We start from the raw sequence: 20,131 nt of genomic DNA on the forward strand, positions 1-20,131 counted from the left end.
ATGTGCGAGAATAACACGCCCCGCCTGAACCGGAGCAACCGATGACTACGCCTACCCCGCTGCCCACCCTTGCCGAGCTGCGCGCGCAAATCGACGCGCTTGATGCCGAAATCCTCGCCCGCCTCTCCGCCCGCGCCCGCTGCGCGCAGCAGGTCGGCGAAGTGAAGAAGGCCGCCAATAGCGCCAAGCCGGATTTTTACCGCCCCGAACGCGAGCGGCAGGTGCTGGAACGCATCGCCGCGTTAAACGACGGCCCGCTGCCCGATCAGGAAGCGATGCGGCTTTTCCGCGAAATCATGTCCGCTTGTCTGGCGCTGGAATTGCCGCTGGAAATCGCCTACCTCGGCCCGGAAGGCACTTTCACCCAGGCCGCGGCGCTGAAGCAGTTCGGCCATTCGGTGCAGACGCGGCCGATGCGCGCCATCCCGGACGTGTTCAAGGCGGTGGAAAGCGGCGCCTGCAATTACGGCGTCGTCCCGGTGGAAAACTCGACCGAAGGCATGGTGACGCACACCTTGGACAGCTTCGCCACCTCGCCGCTTTTCATCTGCGGCGAAGTGCTGCTGCGCATCGGCCAGAACCTCTTGACCCACGCCGACACCCTCGCCGGTATCCGCCGCGTCTATTCGCACAGCCAGTCGCTGGCGCAATGCCGCAACTGGCTCGCGGAAAACCTGCCGGAAGTGGAAACCGTCACCGTCGCCAGCAATGCCGAAGCGGCCAAACTTGCCGCCGCCGAGCCGACCGCCGCCGCCATCGCCGGACAAATGGCGGCCGAGCGCTACGGCGTGCCGCTGCGCTACGCCCACATCGAAGACGACGGCAACAACACCACCCGTTTCCTCGTCATCGGCAAGGACACGACCGAACCGAGCGGGCGCGACAAAACCACCATCCTCGTCTCCTCGCAAAACCGCCCCGGCCTGCTTTACAAACTGCTGGAGCCGATTGGCCGCCACGGCATCAACATGACCCGCATCGAATCGCGTCCGAGCAAACAGGGCATCTGGGAGTACATCTTCTTCATCGACCTCGACGGCCACCAGCAAGAGCCGAATATGCACAGCCTGCTCGCCGAAATCCAGGACAGCGCCAGCCTGTTCCGCGTGCTCGGCAGTTACCCGCAGGCGGTGCTGAAATAAATCTCCCCTCCCCCTGTGGGGGAGGGGGCGGGGGTGGGGTTTGCCCGCATACCTCGCTATCGAATCGTCCACCACCCCGCCAAACCCATTCCAACCACAACCCGCAAACCTATGAGCCAAAAAAAACACTACGACACCCTCGGCGTCGCCAAAGACGCCAGCGCCGCCGACATCAAAAAGGCGTATCACAAGCTGGTGCGCAAGTACCACCCGGACATCAGCACCGACCCGGACGCGGACAAAAAAACCAGCGAAATCAACCAGGCGTACAACGTCCTCAAAGACCCGGCCAAGCGCGCCGAATACGACGCCCTGCTTGCCAACCCCTACGCCGGACGCGAAGCGCCGGACTTTGGCGGCGGCTTCGGCGGCTACCACTTCGACGAACGCCACTTCGGCGACGGCCAACCCTTTGGCAGCGGCGATTTCCGCTTTGACGACATCTTCAGCGCCTTCGGCCACGCACAACAGCGCCGCGCGCAGCGCCCGACCACGCCCGTCCCCGGCGAAGACCAGCACGCCGAACTGGCGATAGACATCGCCGCCGCCTACGCGGGCAGCGAGCGCAGTTTGAGCCTGGAAATGCCGACGCTGACCGCCGACGGCGAAATGACCTACGCGCGCAAAACCCTGCACGTCAAAATCCCGAAAGGCATCAGCGAAGGCCAGCAAATCCGCCTGCGCGGCCAGGGCTTGCCGGGCTTTAACGGCGGCGAAAACGGCGACCTCTACCTCAAAATCCGCTTCCGCGAAGACCCGCAGCACTACGTCAAGGACCGCAAGGACGTTTACCAGCGCCTTGACATTGCGCCGTGGACGGCGGTCCTCGGCGGCACAGTAGAAGTTGCCACGCCTGCGGGCAAACTGGGGGTGAACATCCCGGCGGGCAGCCGGGGCGGTCAGAACCTGCGCCTCAAAGGCAAAGGCATTCCCGCCAAAGAGCCGGGCGACCTCTACCTCGTCCTCAACATCGAACTGCCGCGCGCCGCCGACGACAGCGCCCGCGCCCTCTGGCAACAACTCGCCGACCACTACGCCAAAGGATAAAACCATGAACGGACAAGACATACAGCTCACTTACCACGAAATCATCCGCGCCTGCGGCGACGACGCCGACTGGCTGGTGCGCATCATCGAAGCGGACATCATCCACGTCAGCGGCGACCCGCAGGCGGCGACCTACAGCGGCTACCAACTGGCACGCATCCGCCGCGCACACCGCATCAGCCGCGACTTCGAGGCGAGCGCCCCCGCCACCGCCCTCATCCTGCAACTGCTGGACGAACTCGACGAACTGCGCAAGGGGCGATAAACCGCGCCCCTCCCCGCATCCCTGAAAACCCCTCACAACCGGAGCCAACCATGACCGACGCAGAAATCGCCCGCCAAGCGGCCATCCAGCCCATCAGCGCTATCGCCGCCAAAATTGGCATTGGCGAAGACCAGCTCGAACAATACGGCAAATACAAAGCGAAAATCCCGCCGCAAACTAGCGACAAACCCGGCAAACTCGTCCTCGTTACCGCCATCAACCCCACCCCTGCGGGCGAAGGCAAAACCACCGTCACCATCGGACTCGCCGACGCGCTCAACCGTCTCGGCAAGCGCACCATCATCGCCCTGCGCGAGCCTTCGCTCGGCCCGGTCTTTGGCATGAAAGGCGGCGCGGCGGGCGGCGGCTACGCGCAAGTGCTGCCGATGGAAGACATCAACCTGCATTTCACCGGCGATTTCCACGCCATCGGCGCGGCCAACAACCTCCTCGCCGCGCTCATCGACAACCACATCCACCACGGCAACGCGCTCGACATCGACCCGAAACGCATCAACTGGCGGCGCGCGGTCGATATGAACGACCGCCAACTGCGCCACATCATCAGCGGCCTCGGCAAAACGGTGGACGGCACCCTGCGCCCGGACGGCTTCGACATCACCGTGGCGAGCGAAGTCATGGCCGTCTTCTGCCTCTCGCGCGATTTGGCTGACCTCAAAGAGCGTCTCGGCAACATGATTGTCGCCTGGAACCGTCGCGGTGAACCGGTGTACGCGCGCGACCTGCAAGCGCAAGGCGCAATGACCGCGCTGCTCAAAGACGCCATCAAGCCGAACCTGGTGCAAACCATCGAAGGCACGCCCGCTTTCGTCCACGGCGGGCCGTTTGCCAACATCGCGCACGGCTGCAACAGCCTCATCGCCACCCGCAGCGCGCTGGCGCTAGGCGACTACGCCGTGACCGAAGCAGGCTTCGGCGCGGATTTGGGCGCGGAAAAATTCATCGACATCAAAAGCCGCAAGGGCGGACTCAAACCCGACTGCGCCGTCATCGTCGCCACCGTGCGTGCCCTCAAATACAACGGCGGCGTCGCCAAAGACGCGCTCGGCACAGAAAACGTCGCCGCGCTTGAAAAAGGCCTGCCCAACCTGCTCAAACACATCGACAACCTGAAAAACGCCTTCGGCCTGCCGGTTGTCGTCGCCATCAACCGCTTCCACAGCGACAGCGACGCCGAACTGGCGCTGATTGAGCAAACCTGCGCCGAACGCGGCGTCAAAATCGCACTATGCGAAGTGTGGGCGCACGGCGGCAAAGGCGGCGAAGCGCTCGCCCGCGCGGTCATCGACACCTGCGAACACGAAAGCAGCCACTGCGCGCCGCTCTACCCGGACGAAATGCCGCTGGTGGAAAAAATCCGCACCATCGCGCAAAAACTCTACGGCGCGGCGGACATTGCCTTGAGCGATGAAGCCCGCAAAACCTTGCAGGATTTGGAAAAACTCGGCTACGGCAACTTGCCGGTGTGCATGGCTAAAACCCAATACTCGCTATCGGACGACCCGAAAGCGCTCGGCTGCCCGCAAGGCTTCACGCTCAACATCCGCGAAGTGCAAATCGCCGCCGGGGCGGGATTCGTCATCGCCATCACCGGCGCCATCATGAAAATGCCGGGGCTGCCAAAAGCACCCGCCTCCAATAACATTGACGTCGATAAGGACGGCAACATCAGCGGTCTGTTCTGACCGCCTTTCGCCACAAAAAACGCGCCGCAGGGCGCGTTTTTTTAAGAGCCTGTTCAAAATTCAGGTGGATAACCGGGATTGTGAAAAGGCTCTAACAGCCTGTTTAGAGTCTGGAAAAACCTGTTTTCTTGTGTGAACGGGAGCAGGTAAAACCGCCGATATACTCCCTCTCCCTGTGGGACAAGCATTGCTCGCGTAGCGAGAGAGGGCTGGGGTGAGGGCAGCAAATAATTGAAAAAGCAGAATTTCGGTTTATCGATAATATCGCTACCCCCACCCCGACCCTCCCCCGCTGCGGGCTTCGCCCTGCGGGGGAGGGGGAATTTCGCTTTTACCCGCAGACTCTAAACAGGCTCTAAAGCACCGCCGTAACCGCCCGTGTTTGATGGCGGGCGGCTACAGTGAGACGGTGCCATATTTCATCGCGAGGCGTTTTGCGCGATAGTATCAATATTGCTGTGTCATCGCCCCAGTTCGTAGGTTGGGTTAGGCGCTTGCGCCGTAACCCAACGTAGAAATTGTTGGGTAACGCGCGTTCCTCGCTAACCCAACCTACGAACCAACCGCGTCAGCTACTGCTCCAATTGTCCCTATATTTTGAAGATTGCCTGCGTGGGCTGATATTACCGGCGGCGAGCATAGTATAAAAAACACCATCACATTACACCGTGCTGATGATTCCCCAACTGCCGCAGCAAATCATCCACCGCATGATGATCCAGATTCACATCGGCAAAGCGGAAATGCTCGATGCGACCATGACCCGTGTGGTTTTCAATCACAATCGAGCCGCCGTCATGTTTGAACTCCAATACCAAATCATTGCCACGCAGCAGAAAATGCGTATCGCCCTGACGAATACCATCCAGAATTAGCGTATCCTTGCCATGACTGTCATGAATCGTGTCATGGCCATCACCTGCGCGATAGTGGTATTCATCATTGCCCCAATCGCCTTCCATACGATCATCGCCCTTGCCGCCATCCAGCACATCATTGCCGAATTTAGTCTTCAAATAATCATTGCCGTCCTCGCCAAACAGGCGATCATTAAAATTGCTGCCAATGAGCTGATCATCGCCATCCTTGCCATGCACCGTGCCGCCGCGCCATGACGTTTTTACCGATTGTGGCGGTTCAGTCAAAGCCAGCGAAAAATCCGCGTGTGCCTGATTGCCAAGCGGGTCAGTGGCAATCAGCGACAGCGATAAATCCGGCGCGCCCACCGGCGCATGACCGGAAACCGTAGCGCTCGCCGCATCAAAATGCAGCCAGTCGGGCAATGCTTCGCCATTGCCTTGCAACAACTGCAAATTGAGCGGATCACTTTCCGGATCAACAAACGTATCAGACGGCAATTGAAAGCTGAAATCCTGCCCTTCCACAGCGCGGTGATTATCAAGCGAATGCGCCACTTTCGGTGCGGCATTGACCTGCAAGGTGAAATCCGTAAAGGCGCTTGCCCCGGTATGATCCGTCCCGGTCAGACGCAAATGAAGCAGACTGCTGTCCGTAGGCGCATGACCACTAATCGCGCCGGTCTGCGCATCGAATTGCAACCACTCTGGCAGCGCAATGCCATCTGACATCGTCAATTGATACGCAAGCGTCTCGCCATCCGGGTCGCTAATGGCATTGAGCGCAATTTGTCCGCCAATATCACTATCTGCTTTTACTGCCAGATTGGCCAAAGGCTGCACCACCTCTGGCGGGTGATTGGGGGCGGGCGGCGGTTCATGCCGGAAGAAATCGTGATGATCCAGCACAGAACCATCCGCAAAAAGAATGCCATTAATAAAATGCCACGGCTCTGCTTCGGAAAAATGCTTGAGCACTGTAATCTGGTTATCGCCTTCCAATGTGCGAATAATCAGATCATCATTCTCACGGATAAATTCAATTTCGTCCCGGTTGTGTGCATCAAACTGGATATAATCAACGCGGTCTTTAATCCGGTCATTATTGTCAATAATGTCATGGCCAAAATCACGCTTGAAATAATAAACGTCATTACCCGAACCGCCATTCAAATAATCATTGCCGGTACCACTGCGCAGAATATCATTCCCTTCATCACCAAAGAGTCGGTTGGTGCCACTGACACCATACAATTCATCATTTCCTTCGCCGCCCAGCAGCGTGTCATTCCCCCGCATTGGCGTAAAGAATGTCATTGCTCTCATCGCCATGCAGCTCGTCATCGCCATAGCCGCCGTCTATCTGGTCATCGCCGCGGCCACCAAAAAGATGATCCGTACCATCAGCATTGGGGTCAGCATCTTGCGTGTCTAACGGCCAATCGCCCCATAACCGGTCATTACCGTCACCGCCATAGACATAATCATCACCAGCGCCCCCGGCAACCTTGTCGTTACCATCATCACCATAAACAAAATCATTGCCGAAATAGCCAAGTACGGTGTCATCACCTTCATCACCATGCACCGTATCAATACCGTTACCACCATCAAGATAATCGTTGCCGGCACCGCCAGAAAGGAAGTCATCGCCGGTAAGTACATAGGGATTTTTCCAGGTGGATTGACCGTTATCGCCATAAAGCCGGTCATTGCCTTCTTCACCATACAGATAATCCGTTCCGGCATTACCAACGAGCAAATCCTTGCCATCACCACCGTACATATAATCCGTATTGCCCGCACCAAAAATTCTGTCGTCTCCCTTGTCTCCGGACAAAAAATTTACCCCGTCAGGCTTCATGTAATTGTTTTCCGGCAAATCGTTGTCATAGCCGTAGAGTTCGTCATTACCGTCTCCACCCGATAACATATCGCCATCGCCACCATTACCGAACATGACATCATCACCTTTACCTCCTTCCATAGTATCTGCACCCTCCATATCTGCGGGGCAATAATCGCCATCGCCAAACATAAAGTCATTACCGTCATCGCCATAAAGAAAATCTCCATGCGCGCCACCGCGCAGCGTATCCTTGTCCGCGCCGCCATGCAGGTGATCTACCCCGTAACCGCCATAGAGTTCGTCTTCGCCTTCATTGCCCCATATTTTGTCATTGCCAAAAAAATTTCGCGCGTCATCCGGATGATTATAATCTCCCCAAATCGTGTCATTACCAGAACCGCCATACAATTTGTCATTATTGCCACCGCCCATCATGACATCATCACCATCATCGCCAAAAATTTTGTCTTCACCCTGAAACTCACGGGGAAGCTGGTAGCCGGGCAAAATGGAAGCGTTGCTTAACTGGTCGCCAAACAAAAAATCATCGCCTTTATCGCCGTGAATCGTATCATTGTTGCCACCACCAATAATCGTGTCTTTTCCGTTGCCGCCATTGATGGTATCGCGACCATGCTTGTCAGCACTTACGCTATTTAAGCGTCCCGGCGAAGTTAGACCATCGCCATTGATAAAATCATCCTCTCCACCGCCTTCAATAAAATCATCTCCTCCCATGCCATAAATTTCGTCCTTGCCACGGCCAACACCATCATAACTGCTGTTGCCATCCCGTTCTTCATTATGCTCCTTGTCGCCATAAATAAAGTCATTGAGATTGCTGCCGACAATTTCGTCGTTGCCATCAGCACCATAGAGATAATCCCCGCCGGTTTTGGCGTCATCTTCTTTGGTAGGAGAAATACCATCTGTTGTCTCGACGTCATCTTTATCTTTATAGACGCCCCAGGTCGTTCCTGCCTGAATGACCGATTTCCCGTATTTCGGCATTTCCCACAGCTCATCCGGGCGTCTGCGCTCCCGTGCGGTCAAATCTGAATTGGCATAAATAAAATCATCACCGCGACCGCCATCAATAATGTCGGAGCCACCGCCACCGGCAATCAGGTCATTACCCTCACCGCCATAAATACGGTCATTATTCGGGCTGCCGCCGAGAGCATCATTGCCGCCCTTGCCAAAAATTCGCCAGCTCTCCTTATTGTTTCTGTAGTTGATCACGTCGGCAAAATCCTGCTCGGCAATGCCGTCATTGATGACGCCATCAGGATTGCGATCATACCAGCGGGGGTAATATTCACCGTAGCGCCACTTGTCCATCTCCGGATGATTGTTCTTGTCAATGATTTCCGTATGCCAGTCGCCTTCACTGCGCCCGCCTTCTTTCGGCTCACGGTCATTGTATTCCGGCAGGACAAAGCCCATGCGGCCATTCTCCATTTTTGCCCAGCCACGGATGACAAAATGATTGTCAAGGATGGGCTCATTGAATACCAAATCGCCGTCTGCCGTCAAAAGAACATTCCATTTGTTGCCATTGATATAAACGAACCAGGCATTACGCACACCAGGCACGCTGGTAAAAGGCTTTTCTGCCAGATTCCTGCCATCTATCTCGATAATGCCACGCCCATCGCTATCAATGACCGTGTCATCAAATTTGGCAGAGGTATTGAAAACGTAAGTATCCATGCCATTGCCGCCATTCAGCGTATTCTTGCCGCCACCCCCTTTGAGGGTGTCATTGCCGCCAAGTGCTACCAGTTTGTCATCGCCGCCATTGCCAACCAGAACATCATTTTTCGGGCTGCCAAAAATTATGTCATTTCGCTCGCCGCCTTCCATACCCTGGCTGCCGTTATTGAAGATGACGCGATGACCTTCGCCCTCCGAACCACGGGAAAAGCTGGTTTCCTTGTCTCCGGTTTCAAAAGAGACTTTATCGCTTTCATGGATACCAAATTCTTGCCGGATGGCATTGATCGTCCTGAGCGTATAGTCGTCGTCAACCTTGAATTTCTCCGCCAAAGACTCAAGCAGCATCCATGCCCTTGCCTGAACCCACTCATCTGAATAATCATCCGGGTTGATACTGTCATAAGCAGCTTTCAGTTCCTTGGTAGGATAGGATACCGCCAGCGGATTCAGGTTTTCCAGCGCATAAATAATGGCCTTGGCGGTGGAAATATCCCCGCTATGTTTGCTGTCATGCAGCTTGTCCAAAATATAGCGGGTACTGTCATTCAGCATGGTAATTTTAAATCCGCCCATTTCTATCGGATTATTATCTTTGTCTCTGAATTTTCCATAATATAAGAGACTTAGAATATCTTGATAATTTTCACTATTAATTACTATGCCTGTTTCTTCGCCCATATATCCTTTAAGAATCCATTTTGCCATGTTTGCTCCTCCTGCATTCTTGACAAGAGCGTCGAATTTTGTTTTTTCATGAAAGATAGGAACATTGGGATCTCGCGGTACCTGCATTCCCGGTTCAAAGAATGCCCAAATCACATCATGATGATAGCCAAAGAACAGCTCTTCTAAAGTCATTGACTTTCCCGTCAACATACTAATTGCGGTATAAGTCAATCCGACAATAGCCGCCAAAGCAGCAATTGGTTGTGCGCCCGGGATAGCTGCTAGGCCTGATGCCAGTGCTGTGCAGACTTCTCCCAATTCTGCATCGGCAACCGGTTGGGTGAATTGGTTATCATCTGTAGCCCTAGACAAACCTGAAAGCGTAACCTGAACCATCCCCAGCATTGCAGAAAGCGCACTACTGCTTGCGGCTGCGGCAGTATTGCCTTTATAGTGATACCATGCTTGTTGAGCATCGGCCACGGTATTTATGCTTTGTACAAGACCAGATCCATATGTAAGCCTCATATTTGTCCAATTGTCAAAAGTTCCTTTATCAGTAAATAATAAACTTTCTCCACTAGATAATGTGTTGCTACTTGCGCTAGCACCACCTTCCGCTAAAAATTCTATTTTGTTATTTTTTGCCCATGCAAAAAAATCTTTCGCATTTTTAAAAATCAGGGTAATAGATGCCATAATTTGCTCCTTGTTAAATTGTAAAACGACTTTGGTTTATAGGATTTAGTTTTTCTGCATTAGGTTTATATCTGATGACGCCTAAGTATTTTATTGCAACAATTAGTGGTCAACGCAGTTACTAGCCTAAGAGAAAAGTTTTTTGGCTCACCTTTGGCTATGTTAAATATCACCAAGTATAAGTTACTCCTTGTTCTTGTTTGAATTGTGAGAAGAATTTTTCATCGTCAGATTCAAGATATTCCCATGCAGTAACCCTGCAATATCTGTAGCCTTTGACTGCCTTCTGTTTTATCCGACCATTGGCAATGCGTATGGTTGCCGATTTGAGGTAAAACTTTCCTTTTTTAACCGCCTTGTCGTTGCACCATATGCTTGGCGTACAATGACATTCAAAGGTCTCATTGTTATAGATTAGCGCGAAAGCATACTGCTTTCCATAAGGGATTCGGCTCACCATGGTCGGTCCAACCGAGGGAATTATTTCTATTTTCTGTTTCTCTGTTGCAATAATAGACTTGGGCTCACCGTAATTTTCATCGGTTTTGGTTTCGCTGGCTATATCATTGGTAATCAAGATATAAACAATATACAAGATTACCAATACGGCTAAAACCTCGGTTACTTTTTGTGCTGGCGTAATAGTGAGATTGGATTCTCCAGTTTGCCGTTTCTTATAATCAGGCATGAATTACTCCTTGTTAAAAATCAAATAAGCGGACCTGTTCTCAGTTGGGTAAGGCAAGCAAACATTTACTTGCTTTTCCTCCTTTATTAGCGGCACTTGTACCACCATTATTGAGAGTCTCAAGCTTGTTTTCTTTTGCCCAAATCAAAAATTCTTTTCGATTCTTAAAGAAAAGCGTTAATCCACCCATTGTCTCTTCCCTTATTTAAAGTTTCAATCAATTCTTTATCTTCTTGCAGAAGATAATCCCAGTCTATTATTTGACAATAGCGCTTGCCGCCAATATGCCGTATTTTTATCTTGCCGTCCGCAATACGTATTGTTGCTGAACGCAGGCGAATTTTTTTAATTTTTTTATAAACCTCCTTGTTACACCATGGTGTTTTTGAACAGGAACAGTCAAAAGTCTCGTCATTATAGTGTAAGAATGGACTTATTGTATATCTAGTAGAATATCTGGACATACTGGTAGGTTCAGGTACTAATTTAATAGTTATCTCATGCCCTTCAGTTGCATATATCTTTATGGGATCGCCATAATTATTGTCTGCCGGCGTGCTACTATCGACGTGGAGTATGTATATACCCAGCAGGCCAATAATCACGGCAAGCAAGACATCTTTGTCAAAAATGGCAGAGGAACTCATCAATATATACCTTCATTTTTGCGTACCTTTGTTCAGCAAGAACAGTCTGTCTGTCTATCTTTTTTATAACGCTCTTGGCGGTACCAGGCGGGTAGCGCAATCCGTCCGTCAATACTCCTGTTAGTCATCATCATCGTCTGCCCAAAAGGTATCATCATCTTCGTCCTCCCAAAGATAGTCATCTTCATCATCCCAAAATTCCTCATCCCCGTCGTTGCAAAGGCGATCGTTTTTCATATTATCCCAATAAGGATCATCCTCCATGCCACCATAAAGGTAATCATCTTTGTCAAAAATACTGTCATCCACAGACACGGCATTACATACAAGATTCGGGAAAAAGCGATAATTTACATCACGAGACAGATCTGATATGACTTCTCTGATATAGAATACTAAAAGCGTCTCTACACTCACTGGCACGTCATCAAGTGCTTTTATGCTGCGGTGTCGTATTAAGGGTTCAGCATCGGTTTCAAACCGGGCATGAGCCTTCCCTTCATGAATCTCTATCTTTATTTTGGCGTTGTTCGCGTGCGCAGACAGCCAGTTATTGGCGCCCATCCTGCCATTATGGATAGTAATAAATTCATACTGGTTTTTTTCGGCCCAATCCCGGTATTCCTCTAAAATCCAGGACAGTTTTTGGTCTTCAAGAAGGTCATTCGCTTCGTTCATGGTTTGCTCCTTTCGTTTGGTGTTGTCATCAGGTCTCTGTCTTCTTGCAGAAGACCATTCCAGTCTGTTATGGGGCAGCGCGCCTGGCGCCGATACGTCGCGTTTTTCCATAATTTTCTCCGCTGGTTGGTGAAATCCGTTTGTCCACGCCCGGCAAGCGGTGAGCGCTGTTTGGGCCATGTGTCTGGTGTCGGGCATGGTAGCGAAGGCCGCAGTCCGCGGGAAATTCCAATGCGGCACAGGTTCATAACCTTTTTTCATAACAGCCGGTAAATCAGGCAATGCCATCAAGGCAAAGCGATACAGGCGCGGCAAGAGGTCATTGCTTCGTTCTTGAGCGGCAAATCGCTTGTTCAGCAGCTAAGGGCTGTTTGCAATTCAACTCCCGCGCTTTTCTGCGAAGCGGGGCGGGTGTAAGAATCCGCGTAAACGACAACCGTAGGTTGGGTTAGGCGCTTGCGCCGTAACCCAACAAGCTGAATGCCGAATCTATTCCGTTGTTGGGTTACGCACTGCGCGCTAGGTGCTGTTAACAATTGGCCATAACATGATGATTTCATTAGCAGGTTTGGTTAAAGCCTGTTTACCATTCAGCCGTAAACACGCCCAATCCAATGCGGTTGCGTGGCGACGATTTTGTGAGTTACACCATTATTTGTAGGGTGTGTGCCGCAGGCACGCACGCGTTTGCCGATGCCAAATTCCCGCGTGCGTGTCGGCTACGCCGCCACACACCCTACGCACGGAACCCGCCCGTTGCGGGCTTCGCCCTGCGGGGGAGGAAGGTCTAAATTGCAAACAGCACCTTGGAGCTATTTACAATTGGTCATAACATGGTGATTTCATTCGTAGGTTTGGTTAAGGCCTGTTTACCATTCAGCCGTAAACACGCCCAAGCCAATGCGGTTGCGTGGCGATGATTTTGTGAGCTACACCATTATTTGTAGGGTGTGTGCCGCAGGCACGCACGCGTTTGTTGAAGTCAAATTCCCGCGTGCGTGTCGGCTACGCCGTCACACATCCTACGCACGGAACCCGCCCGCTGCGGGGTTCGCCCTGCGAGAGAGGGGCTTATTCTGCTGAATTGCAAATAGCGCCTAAGTCAACCTACAAGGCCTTGCGGATGATTTGTAAACAGGCGCTAAACAGGTTCTCAGAACCTGTTTAAAATCTTGGAGAACCGCATTTTTCGTATGCTTGTGTAGGAAACTGAAAACCGGGAAAACAGCCAATATGCCCCCTCTCCCCGTGGGACCGGAACAGCTCGCGCAGCGAGAGAGGGCCGGGGTGAGGGCAGCAAACGATTGAAAAAACCGGAATTTCGATTCATGAACAACATTCCTCCATCCCCTCCCCGACCCTCCCCCGGGCCCCACGCAAAATGCGGATGCATTTTGCGTGGGAACCCGCTCGCTGCGGGCTTCGCCCTGCAGGGGAGGGGGATTTTAAACAGGTTCTCAGGCGGGATACAGCGCGCCGAGGATGCGTGTCTGGCCGCCGGTGGTGGCGGCGAGCTCCAGCGGGCGGCGGGCGGTAAATTGCGCCGCGAGCCAGGCGAAGCCGCTGGCTTCCAGCGCCTGCGCCGGGATGGGGCAGGGGGCGCAATGTTTGCCGAAGCGGGCGAGTTCGTCTTCGATTTGTTCGATGAGGAAGCGGTTTTTGGCGCCGCCGCCGGCGAGATAGACTGCGCCGGGGTGGCGGGCAGCGCGGATGGCGTCGCAGATGGTACGTGCAGTGAGGGCGAGCAGGGTGTGCTGGACGTCGGCGGGCGCTTCGATGCCGAGCAGGTGGCGTGCCACCCATTCCGGGTGGAAGTAGTCGCGGCCGCTGCTTTTCGGCGGTGCGCGGTGAAAATAAGGGTCGGCGAGGAAGCGGGCGAGCAGGTCGGGCAGCAGTTGGCCGCTGCGCGCCCAGTCGCCGTCCGCGTCGAAGGGCAGGCCGCGCTGTTGTTGTATCCAGGTGTCCATCAGGCCGTTGCCGGGGCCGGTGTCGTAGCCGGAGCAGTGGTCGGCGGCAATCAGGCTGATGTTGGCAATGCCGCCGATATTGACGAGGATGGCGGGGCGGTCGCCGAGCAGGCCGCGTTGAAACAGCGGCGCCAGCGGCGCGCCTTGGCCGCCTGCGGCGAGGTCGCGGCTGCGGAAATCGGCGATGGTGTCGATGCCGGTGCGTTCGGCGATGAGCGCCGGGTTTTGCAACTGGATGGTGTAGGGCGGGGTGCTGTCCGGGCTGTGGCGCACGGTTTGGCCGTGGGCGCCAATGGCGGTGATGTCGTGCGCGGTGAGGCCGGTTTGTGCGAGGAGTGCGGCGACGGCGTCGGCGCTGGCTTCGGCGTGTTGCCAGGCGGCGACGGCGGCGCGATGGAGTTCGTTGTCGCCCGGCTGGCACAGTGCTTGCAACGCGGCGCGCAGGGCGACGGGCATGGGGTGTTCGTGGTGGGCGAGGTAGTGGTAGTGGCCGCCGGTTTCGCGGATGAGCGCGGCGTCGATGCCGTCCAGGCTGGTGCCGGTCATGATGCCGATGTAGTGGCGGGGCGGGGTCATGTGCGTTGTTGCAGCAGTTCGAGGGTGCGGCGGATTTGTGTTGCCTTGGCGTGCTCGGGGTAGCGCTTGAGCAGTTGTTGCAGCAGTTGTTGGGCTTTGTCGCTCTCGCCTTTTTTCGCCAGCGCGCGCGCGGCGAGGAAGTAGTTTTCCACGAGCTGCGGGTGGGCGGGGTGGTGTTTGGCGAAGTTGCGGGTGAGGTTGAGCACGGTGTCGTAGTGCTGTTTGCCCGCCGCGATTTGTGCCAGCGGGTATATCCAGTCGGCGGGGAGGATGCCGTCGCCGGTTTCGTCCAGCGTTTGGTGGATGGCGGGATAGCTGTAGGGGTTGCCGCTCGCCGTCGCTTCAATCAGCCGCATTTCCATCGCCTGCATGGCGTCTTCGCGCCCCTGACGGCGGTAGAGCTGGTGCAGCCGTTTGTAGGCGGGCAGGTAGCGGTTGGTATCGTGCAGGCCGTCGGCGTAGGGCTCAAGCAGGGCGATCGCCTGTTCGTTTTCGCCCTGGCGGATGAGGACGTCCGCCTGGGTCAGGTCGCCGGCAAAGCGCCGCTGTTCGTCGGCACTCATGCCTTCGGTGTCGGCCTCGCGCAGCAGGTTGAGATCCACCGGCGGCGCGCGCCGCTGGAGTTGCGCGTGCCGTTCTTCTTCGGCCTTGAGGCGGTTCAGTTCGGCGAGCAGGTCGTCGTCCATGTCAATGTGGGCGGCGAGTTCGCGCTCGTCGATGTCGATGTTGTCGGGGTCGAGGGTTTCTTCCGGCGGTGGGAAGTACCAGGAGAAGTAGATGAGCGGCAGCGCGAGGAGGAAGGCGAAGATGATGCCGCGGAGGATGGTGATGAGCTGGATGATGGCAGGGGCGCCGTAGGTGCCGTTGATGCTGTTGTAGCGCGCCTGGTCTTCGGCGCTGATGAGGGTCTGCGCCAGCATGGTGTAGATGGTCAGTACCAGCGCGGCAAAGAGGAAGGGCATGGCGAGGATGGCGAGGTAGCGTCCGGCGCCGCCGATTTCGGCGACAGCACGCCGCCACGCAGCGGGCTTGAGGATAGCGAGCGAACCGGCGCCCTGAAAGATGCTGAGGATGAGCGCGGGGGTGAGGGCGTAGAGGATGACGCCGGTGAGGTTGAGCAGGGTCGGGCGACTGTCGCCGGTAAACATCAGTTGCAACAGGAAGACGACGGCGCCGCAGAAGGCGATGGCAACGGCGGCATCAATGGCAATATTTTTCGGCAGTTTGCTGATGGTGGTCAGCGGTACGCGCTCCTGCTCCAGCCCGTGCATCAGGCGCTGCATACTGTCGAGCATCTTGCAGGCGAAGAGGACGATGAGGGCGAAGATGATGAACCAGTTGAGCGTGCCAACGCCTTCCATCCGCGCCTCGCCGAGCGAGCGCAGGGCGATAAACACGGCAGCCAGCGCGCCGCAGTAGAGCAGATTGCCGGGGCGAAAGAGGTATTGCAGGCTGCGGTTGAGATAGCCGAGGGCGTTGTCGTCTTGCATGGAAAATCCTTTCGTGTTTTCAGGTGGTTGGTTTTTGGAATGAAGATGCGTTCATTGTAAGCGCTATTTGTGCCAAGCGGGCGCGGTGGCCACACGCCCGCCGGGGCGGTGGCTATTGTGCCTGCAACAGCTTCAGCGTGGCACGGATTTGTCCCGCCTTTTCATGATGGGCAAAGCGGGCGAGCATCTGCGTTAGCAATTGCTGCGCGCGGTCGGCGTGGCCGGTTTTGGCGAGCGCCCGTGCGGCGAGGAGGTAATTGTCGATGAGCTGCGGATGGTCGGGATGCTGTTGCGCGAAGCCGCGTGTCAACGTCAGTACCACCGGGTAATGCCGCTGCCGCGCGGCGAACTGTGCCAGCGGGTAAATCAGATCGGCGGGCAGGGTCGCCGGGTCAACGCGTTCAAGCTCCGGGCGGATGAGCTCGAAGCTCGGCGCGTGGCCGTGCGCGGCGGCTGCAGCGAGGCGTTGCAGCAGCTCGTATTCCGGCTTGAGCGCGTAAATGCGACGGTAGGCGGGGAAGAAGGCGGCGGCATCGTGCGCCTCGTCAGCATACGGCGCGAGCAGGGCGAGGCCAGCGTCAATTTTGTTGCTGCCGAGCAGCGCATCGGCGCGGGCAAGGGCGAGGCTGAAGGCCTTTTGCGTGCCGATGTCCATGCCGCTGGTGTCGGCGTCTGCCAGCAGGCTGAAATCGGGAGCCGCTTCGGCTGCCGCCGCCGGTACGGCACTTTTGTCTTCCGCCGTGGGCGGGGTGACGCCGTGTCCGGCGAGGGCGGCGCTGATGGATTCCATCTCGGCGGCGTTCATGCCGTAGGAAAAACTTTCGGGGTCGTCGCTGTCTTCACGCGGAAAACAGCAGGCATAAAAATGATGGGTAAAAAAGGCGACAGTCATGAATATCAAGCCCGTCATCAGGCTGTAAATATGCACAATAGTTGGCAGTGTCAGCGATTGTTCGTCTTTGCCCGACATGAATTGCTGGATGAGATCGCCCATTATCGTTCGCTGTATGGCCGGTGCTATCAGAAAATAATCGGTCAGGATATAAGCGGCAAACATGGCAAAGGCGATAGCAGTCATGGCAAAGTACCGGCCAGTATCTATTTCAGAGATCGCCTCCCCCAGGCGCTGTGAGGAAAATGCAGCTTTGGTATTCCCCTCTGTGATTGTCGCGAGCAGCATGGCAGGTGCGAGGATAAACAGGAGCAGTGCGACGATAACTAGTAGGGTAATAAAAACCGCTAATGAGATATAAATAACGCGGGGGATGAAGAAAATGAGATAGGCAAGCGATACAAATGCCAAAGCAAGATGGATGGAACGCAATAGCGGTGTGATGCTAGTGGGAGTGATGGGTACAAATTCGTCTTTCAGGCCTGAAGTTATCCGGGCGGCATTGTCCAGAATCTTGCAGAAAAAAAATAATAAAGGCGATTGCGAGAAAAAATAGAAACGCTTTCATGGAAAAGGCGTAGGTTTTTCCCAGTTGTTGCATAAATTGCTGTTTATAAAATATATTAAAACTAACAGCAACAAAAAGTCCGGTAATCAGGATATAGACTAGATTGCCAAATTTGACCGTAAAACGTAGCGCATGAAGCATATTTTGCGGAATACTGTTCATGAGTAATCCTTTGGTAGAAAAATGCGGGCAATGGTACAAAAATTAAAAAAGCGGGGCGGTGGGTGCAATATGGATTTTCACCGTCACCGGCGATTCAGCCCTGCTGTTGCAACAAATTCAGCGTGGCACGGATTTGTGCCGCCTTTTCATGGCTGGCAAAGCGGGCGAGCATCTGCGTCAGCAACTGCTGCGCGCGGTCGGCGTGGCCGGTTTTGGCGAGCGCCCGTGCGGCGAGGAGGTAATTGTCGATGAGCTGCGGATGGTCGGGATGCTGTTGCGCGAAGCCGCGTGTCAGCGTCAGCACCAGCGGGTAATGCTGCTGCCGCGCGGCGAACTGCGCCAGCGGATAAATGAGGTCGGCGGGCAGGGTCGTCGGGTCAATGCGTTCGAGCTCCGGGCGGATGAGGTCGAAGCTCGGCGCGTGGCCGTGCGCGGCGGCCGCGGCGAGGCGTTGTAGCAGCTCGTATTCCGGCTTGAGCGCGTAAATGCGACGGTAGGCGGGGAAGTAGGCGGCGGCATCGTGCGCCCCGTCGGCATACGGCGCGAGCAGGGCGAGGCCGGCGTCGATTTTGTTGCTGCCGAGCAGCGTGTCGGCGCGGGCAAGGGCGAGGGCGAAGGCTTTTTGCGTGCCGATCTCCATGCCGCTGGTGTCGGCGTCTGCCAGCAGGCTGAAATCGGGCGGGAGGTCTTTGGCAATTTCGCCATTTTTTTCCGGCAGGGATGTCTTGCCGGCAAGCGTTGCCGCAATGGCCTGTTGCTCAGCTTCATCCATGTCATCATCGCTGGTGTCTTCAACGGGATAGCCATAGGCGACAAAGTGATAATTGAAGAAAAGCACAAAGGTGTAACCGTAGCAAATCAGAAAGACCATGATGTAAAGGGGAATGGAGGCGAAGTAGCTGCCCGGTCTGGCATAACCCATTGCCCGCCACATTAAATCGCCCGATTTATAGAGCTGGAAATAAAACATGGCGGCAAAAACAGCGCCACTCATGATGAGCATCAGCAGATAACGGATAATGCCAATGCTGTTGAAAGCCCTGGCAAGGGCACGGGGATGCAATGCGGCGCTGACGGATTCTTGTTGTAGCAGGGACAAAAAGACCAGCGGGAAAAAAAGGATTAGGAAAACCAGCACCCCGATGGAAACGCGGAAGGATTGATAGGGATATAGACGGAGGGTATTGTCGAGAATACGCAGGGAGATATATGCTACGACCAGTATGCCAAAGAAGCGAAAGACTGCGCCCATATCAATCATGCTGAATGGATCAATGGGTACGTGCTCATCGGCAAGCGCGCGGATACGGGCGCTGTTATCCAGAATTTTGCTGATAAAGGCCAGTAATGCCAAGAGCAGCAGAAAATTGACGAATAGCGCCGGAATATTGTTGCTTTCCTGCGCTGCCATACGGGTAAAACTGGCACGCTGTGCCGAACGCGCCTCAATGCTAACGATGTAGCCGAAGGCGAAAAAGCCCGCGACGATGGCGAAATAAATCAGGTTGCCGATTTTGACGTTAAAGCGCAGCGCGCGGAAAGTGTTTCCGAACAGGTTGCCAATGATGCTGTCGTTCATGGGGTCGTCCTTTGGGTTTGAGAAATACGGGCAGCGGTATGAAATTAAAGAAATGGGGCGGCGGGTGCTATATGGTTTTCGCCGCCGCTCATTCAGCCATAGAGGATATGCGGGTCCTTGTTATCCTGGCGCGGCCAGGAACTGGCATAGAAATGCTGGTTAAGAAAGGTGATGGCGACGATAATGGCATTGACGAGGAAATAGTAAAAATACATGAATACGGGCAGGGAAAAGGTTTCGCTTCCGCCGTATGCTTGAACGAACAGCGCACTTTCCAGCTTGGCATTGATGGCCGGGGCGATGCCGACATAAATCAGTAGAAATGTCACCGCAAGCATGGCGCCGGTTATGCCCAGCAAGGCGAAATAGCGGCTGACGCCCATGTCGTTGATGGCGTCGCGCCATTGTCGTGGCGAAAAGGCGGCGACAGAGGATTCAGCTTTCAGCACGGCCAGCGTGACCACCGGATTCAGGGCAAAAATGGTGACGAACAAGAGTATGAGCAGGACGTAGATGAGTTCGGGACGGAAGATTTGTAGATAGGCGCCGATGATGCCCGCCAGCACGCCGAGGACAAAGCCCAGGGCAATCATTCCCCAGGGCAGTTCGGCGCCGATGACGCTGGTCGGCGTCAATGGCACGGGTTCGCCATCCAGCCCGAGGCGCAGGCGGGCGGCATTGTCGAGCAGTTTGTAGGTCATGAGCAGCGCGGGGGCGAGTTGCAGGAGCATGGTCATGCCGCTGCTGCGGCGATACGTCAGCAGATGAGTGATGCTGACGGCATCGCTGATGCAGAAAATGGCGGCTATCAGCAGGATATGGCAGATATTGCCGTACTTGAGGGTAAAGCGCAGTGCTCGCTGGAAGTTGTCGGAAAGGCTGTTGTTCATGGGGTGTCCTTTGAATTTGGGAATGCGGGCAGTTTACCGGGTTT

Annotated in this window: 15 protein-coding genes; 4 read left to right on the forward strand and 11 right to left on the reverse strand. The window is 55.0% G+C overall.

Annotated elements, in window-relative coordinates; genetic code table 11:
• The first annotated feature begins 41 nt into the window (after nt 1-41).
• From pheA to ACO54Z_RS11475, 4 genes are all read left to right on the forward strand, one after another.
• Entirely contained in the window at nt 42-1,142 is a 1,101-nt protein-coding gene (pheA, locus tag ACO54Z_RS11460) for a prephenate dehydratase (RefSeq protein WP_298078678.1), read from the forward strand.
• 111 nt (nt 1,143-1,253) lie between these two features.
• On the forward strand, nt 1,254-2,189 hold the full coding sequence (locus ACO54Z_RS11465) for a DnaJ C-terminal domain-containing protein (protein WP_485997129.1): 936 nt from the start codon (nt 1,254-1,256) through the stop codon (nt 2,187-2,189).
• 4 nt (nt 2,190-2,193) lie between these two features.
• Nucleotides 2,194-2,454 carry a chaperone modulator CbpM gene (locus tag ACO54Z_RS11470; RefSeq protein WP_485997130.1) on the forward strand — a complete coding sequence of 87 codons (261 nt, stop codon included), beginning with the start codon at nt 2,194-2,196 and terminating at the stop codon, nt 2,452-2,454.
• 50 nt (nt 2,455-2,504) lie between these two features.
• Nucleotides 2,505-4,160, forward strand: a complete 1,656-nt coding sequence (locus tag ACO54Z_RS11475; RefSeq protein WP_485997131.1) for a formate--tetrahydrofolate ligase — start codon at nt 2,505-2,507, stop codon at nt 4,158-4,160.
• Nucleotides 4,161-4,816: 656 nt separating this feature from the next.
• Here ACO54Z_RS11475 and ACO54Z_RS11480 read toward each other — a convergent pair.
• The 11 genes from ACO54Z_RS11480 to ACO54Z_RS11530 all read right to left on the reverse strand — a co-directional run bounded on the left by ACO54Z_RS11480 (nt 4,817) and on the right by ACO54Z_RS11530 (nt 20,087).
• Complete coding sequence (locus tag ACO54Z_RS11480) at nt 4,817-6,334, reverse strand: putative Ig domain-containing protein (RefSeq protein WP_485997132.1); 1,518 nt, start codon at nt 6,332-6,334, stop codon at nt 4,817-4,819.
• The gene (locus tag ACO54Z_RS11485) at nt 6,303-9,950 is read right to left on the reverse strand and encodes a calcium-binding protein (protein WP_485997133.1); all 3,648 of its coding nucleotides are present in this window, start codon (nt 9,948-9,950) and stop codon (nt 6,303-6,305) included. Before ACO54Z_RS11485 ends, ACO54Z_RS11480 begins: the two co-directional genes overlap by 32 nt.
• 169 nt (nt 9,951-10,119) lie before the next feature.
• On the reverse strand, nt 10,120-10,638 hold the full coding sequence (locus ACO54Z_RS11490; protein ID WP_485997134.1) for a hypothetical protein: 519 nt from the start codon (nt 10,636-10,638) through the stop codon (nt 10,120-10,122).
• A 164-nt stretch (nt 10,639-10,802) separates the two neighbouring features.
• Nucleotides 10,803-11,285: a hypothetical protein gene (locus ACO54Z_RS11495; RefSeq protein ID WP_298078685.1), complete on the reverse strand. Its 483-nt coding sequence runs from the start codon at nt 11,283-11,285 to the stop codon at nt 10,803-10,805.
• 120 nt (nt 11,286-11,405) lie between these two features.
• Entirely contained in the window at nt 11,406-12,278 is an 873-nt protein-coding gene (locus ACO54Z_RS11500) for a hypothetical protein (RefSeq protein ID WP_485997135.1), read from the reverse strand.
• A 1,142-nt stretch (nt 12,279-13,420) separates the two neighbouring features.
• Complete coding sequence (locus tag ACO54Z_RS11505; RefSeq protein ID WP_485997136.1) at nt 13,421-14,506, reverse strand: anhydro-N-acetylmuramic acid kinase; 1,086 nt, start codon at nt 14,504-14,506, stop codon at nt 13,421-13,423.
• Nucleotides 14,503-15,996 carry a tetratricopeptide repeat protein gene (locus ACO54Z_RS11510; RefSeq protein ID WP_485997137.1) on the reverse strand — a complete coding sequence of 498 codons (1,494 nt, stop codon included), beginning with the start codon at nt 15,994-15,996 and terminating at the stop codon, nt 14,503-14,505. The genes ACO54Z_RS11505 and ACO54Z_RS11510 overlap by 4 nt, the downstream gene beginning before the upstream one ends.
• A 112-nt stretch (nt 15,997-16,108) precedes the next feature.
• The gene (locus tag ACO54Z_RS11515; RefSeq protein ID WP_485997138.1) at nt 16,109-17,074 is read right to left on the reverse strand and encodes a tetratricopeptide repeat protein; all 966 of its coding nucleotides are present in this window, start codon (nt 17,072-17,074) and stop codon (nt 16,109-16,111) included.
• 259 nt (nt 17,075-17,333) lie between these two features.
• Nucleotides 17,334-17,618 (reverse strand): hypothetical protein, encoded by a 285-nt coding sequence (locus ACO54Z_RS11520; RefSeq protein ID WP_485997139.1) that lies wholly within the window; start codon nt 17,616-17,618, stop codon nt 17,334-17,336.
• A gap of 94 nt (nt 17,619-17,712) precedes the next feature.
• Nucleotides 17,713-19,197 (reverse strand): tetratricopeptide repeat protein, encoded by a 1,485-nt coding sequence (locus tag ACO54Z_RS11525; protein ID WP_485997140.1) that lies wholly within the window; start codon nt 19,195-19,197, stop codon nt 17,713-17,715.
• A 92-nt stretch (nt 19,198-19,289) separates the two neighbouring features.
• A complete protein-coding gene (locus tag ACO54Z_RS11530; protein ID WP_485997141.1) occupies nt 19,290-20,087 on the reverse strand; it encodes a hypothetical protein in 798 nt (265 codons plus the stop codon).
• Nucleotides 20,088-20,131 lie beyond the last annotated feature (44 nt).

Source organism: Cardiobacterium sp. (assembly GCF_057314735.1).

Bases quoted from the DNA above. Each gene is read 5' to 3' on its own strand.
- ACO54Z_RS11465 (WP_485997129.1), top strand. From the start codon at position 1,254: ATGAGCCAAAAAAAACACTACGACACCCTCGGCGTCGCCAAAGACGCC.
- ACO54Z_RS11480 (WP_485997132.1), bottom strand. From the start codon at position 6,334: ATGACATTCTTTACGCCAATGCGGGGGAATGACACGCTGCTGGGCGGC.
- ACO54Z_RS11490 (WP_485997134.1), bottom strand. From the start codon at position 10,638: ATGCCTGATTATAAGAAACGGCAAACTGGAGAATCCAATCTCACTATT.
- ACO54Z_RS11475 (WP_485997131.1), top strand. From the start codon at position 2,505: ATGACCGACGCAGAAATCGCCCGCCAAGCGGCCATCCAGCCCATCAGC.
- ACO54Z_RS11510 (WP_485997137.1), bottom strand. From the start codon at position 15,996: ATGCAAGACGACAACGCCCTCGGCTATCTCAACCGCAGCCTGCAATAC.
- pheA (WP_298078678.1), top strand. From the start codon at position 42: ATGACTACGCCTACCCCGCTGCCCACCCTTGCCGAGCTGCGCGCGCAA.
- ACO54Z_RS11485 (WP_485997133.1), bottom strand. From the start codon at position 9,950: ATGGCATCTATTACCCTGATTTTTAAAAATGCGAAAGATTTTTTTGCA.
- ACO54Z_RS11520 (WP_485997139.1), bottom strand. From the start codon at position 17,618: ATGAACAGTATTCCGCAAAATATGCTTCATGCGCTACGTTTTACGGTC.
- ACO54Z_RS11470 (WP_485997130.1), top strand. From the start codon at position 2,194: ATGAACGGACAAGACATACAGCTCACTTACCACGAAATCATCCGCGCC.
- ACO54Z_RS11505 (WP_485997136.1), bottom strand. From the start codon at position 14,506: ATGACCCCGCCCCGCCACTACATCGGCATCATGACCGGCACCAGCCTG.
- ACO54Z_RS11495 (WP_298078685.1), bottom strand. From the start codon at position 11,285: ATGAGTTCCTCTGCCATTTTTGACAAAGATGTCTTGCTTGCCGTGATT.
- ACO54Z_RS11530 (WP_485997141.1), bottom strand. From the start codon at position 20,087: ATGAACAACAGCCTTTCCGACAACTTCCAGCGAGCACTGCGCTTTACC.
- ACO54Z_RS11515 (WP_485997138.1), bottom strand. From the start codon at position 17,074: ATGACTGCTATCGCCTTTGCCATGTTTGCCGCTTATATCCTGACCGAT.
- ACO54Z_RS11525 (WP_485997140.1), bottom strand. From the start codon at position 19,197: ATGAACGACAGCATCATTGGCAACCTGTTCGGAAACACTTTCCGCGCG.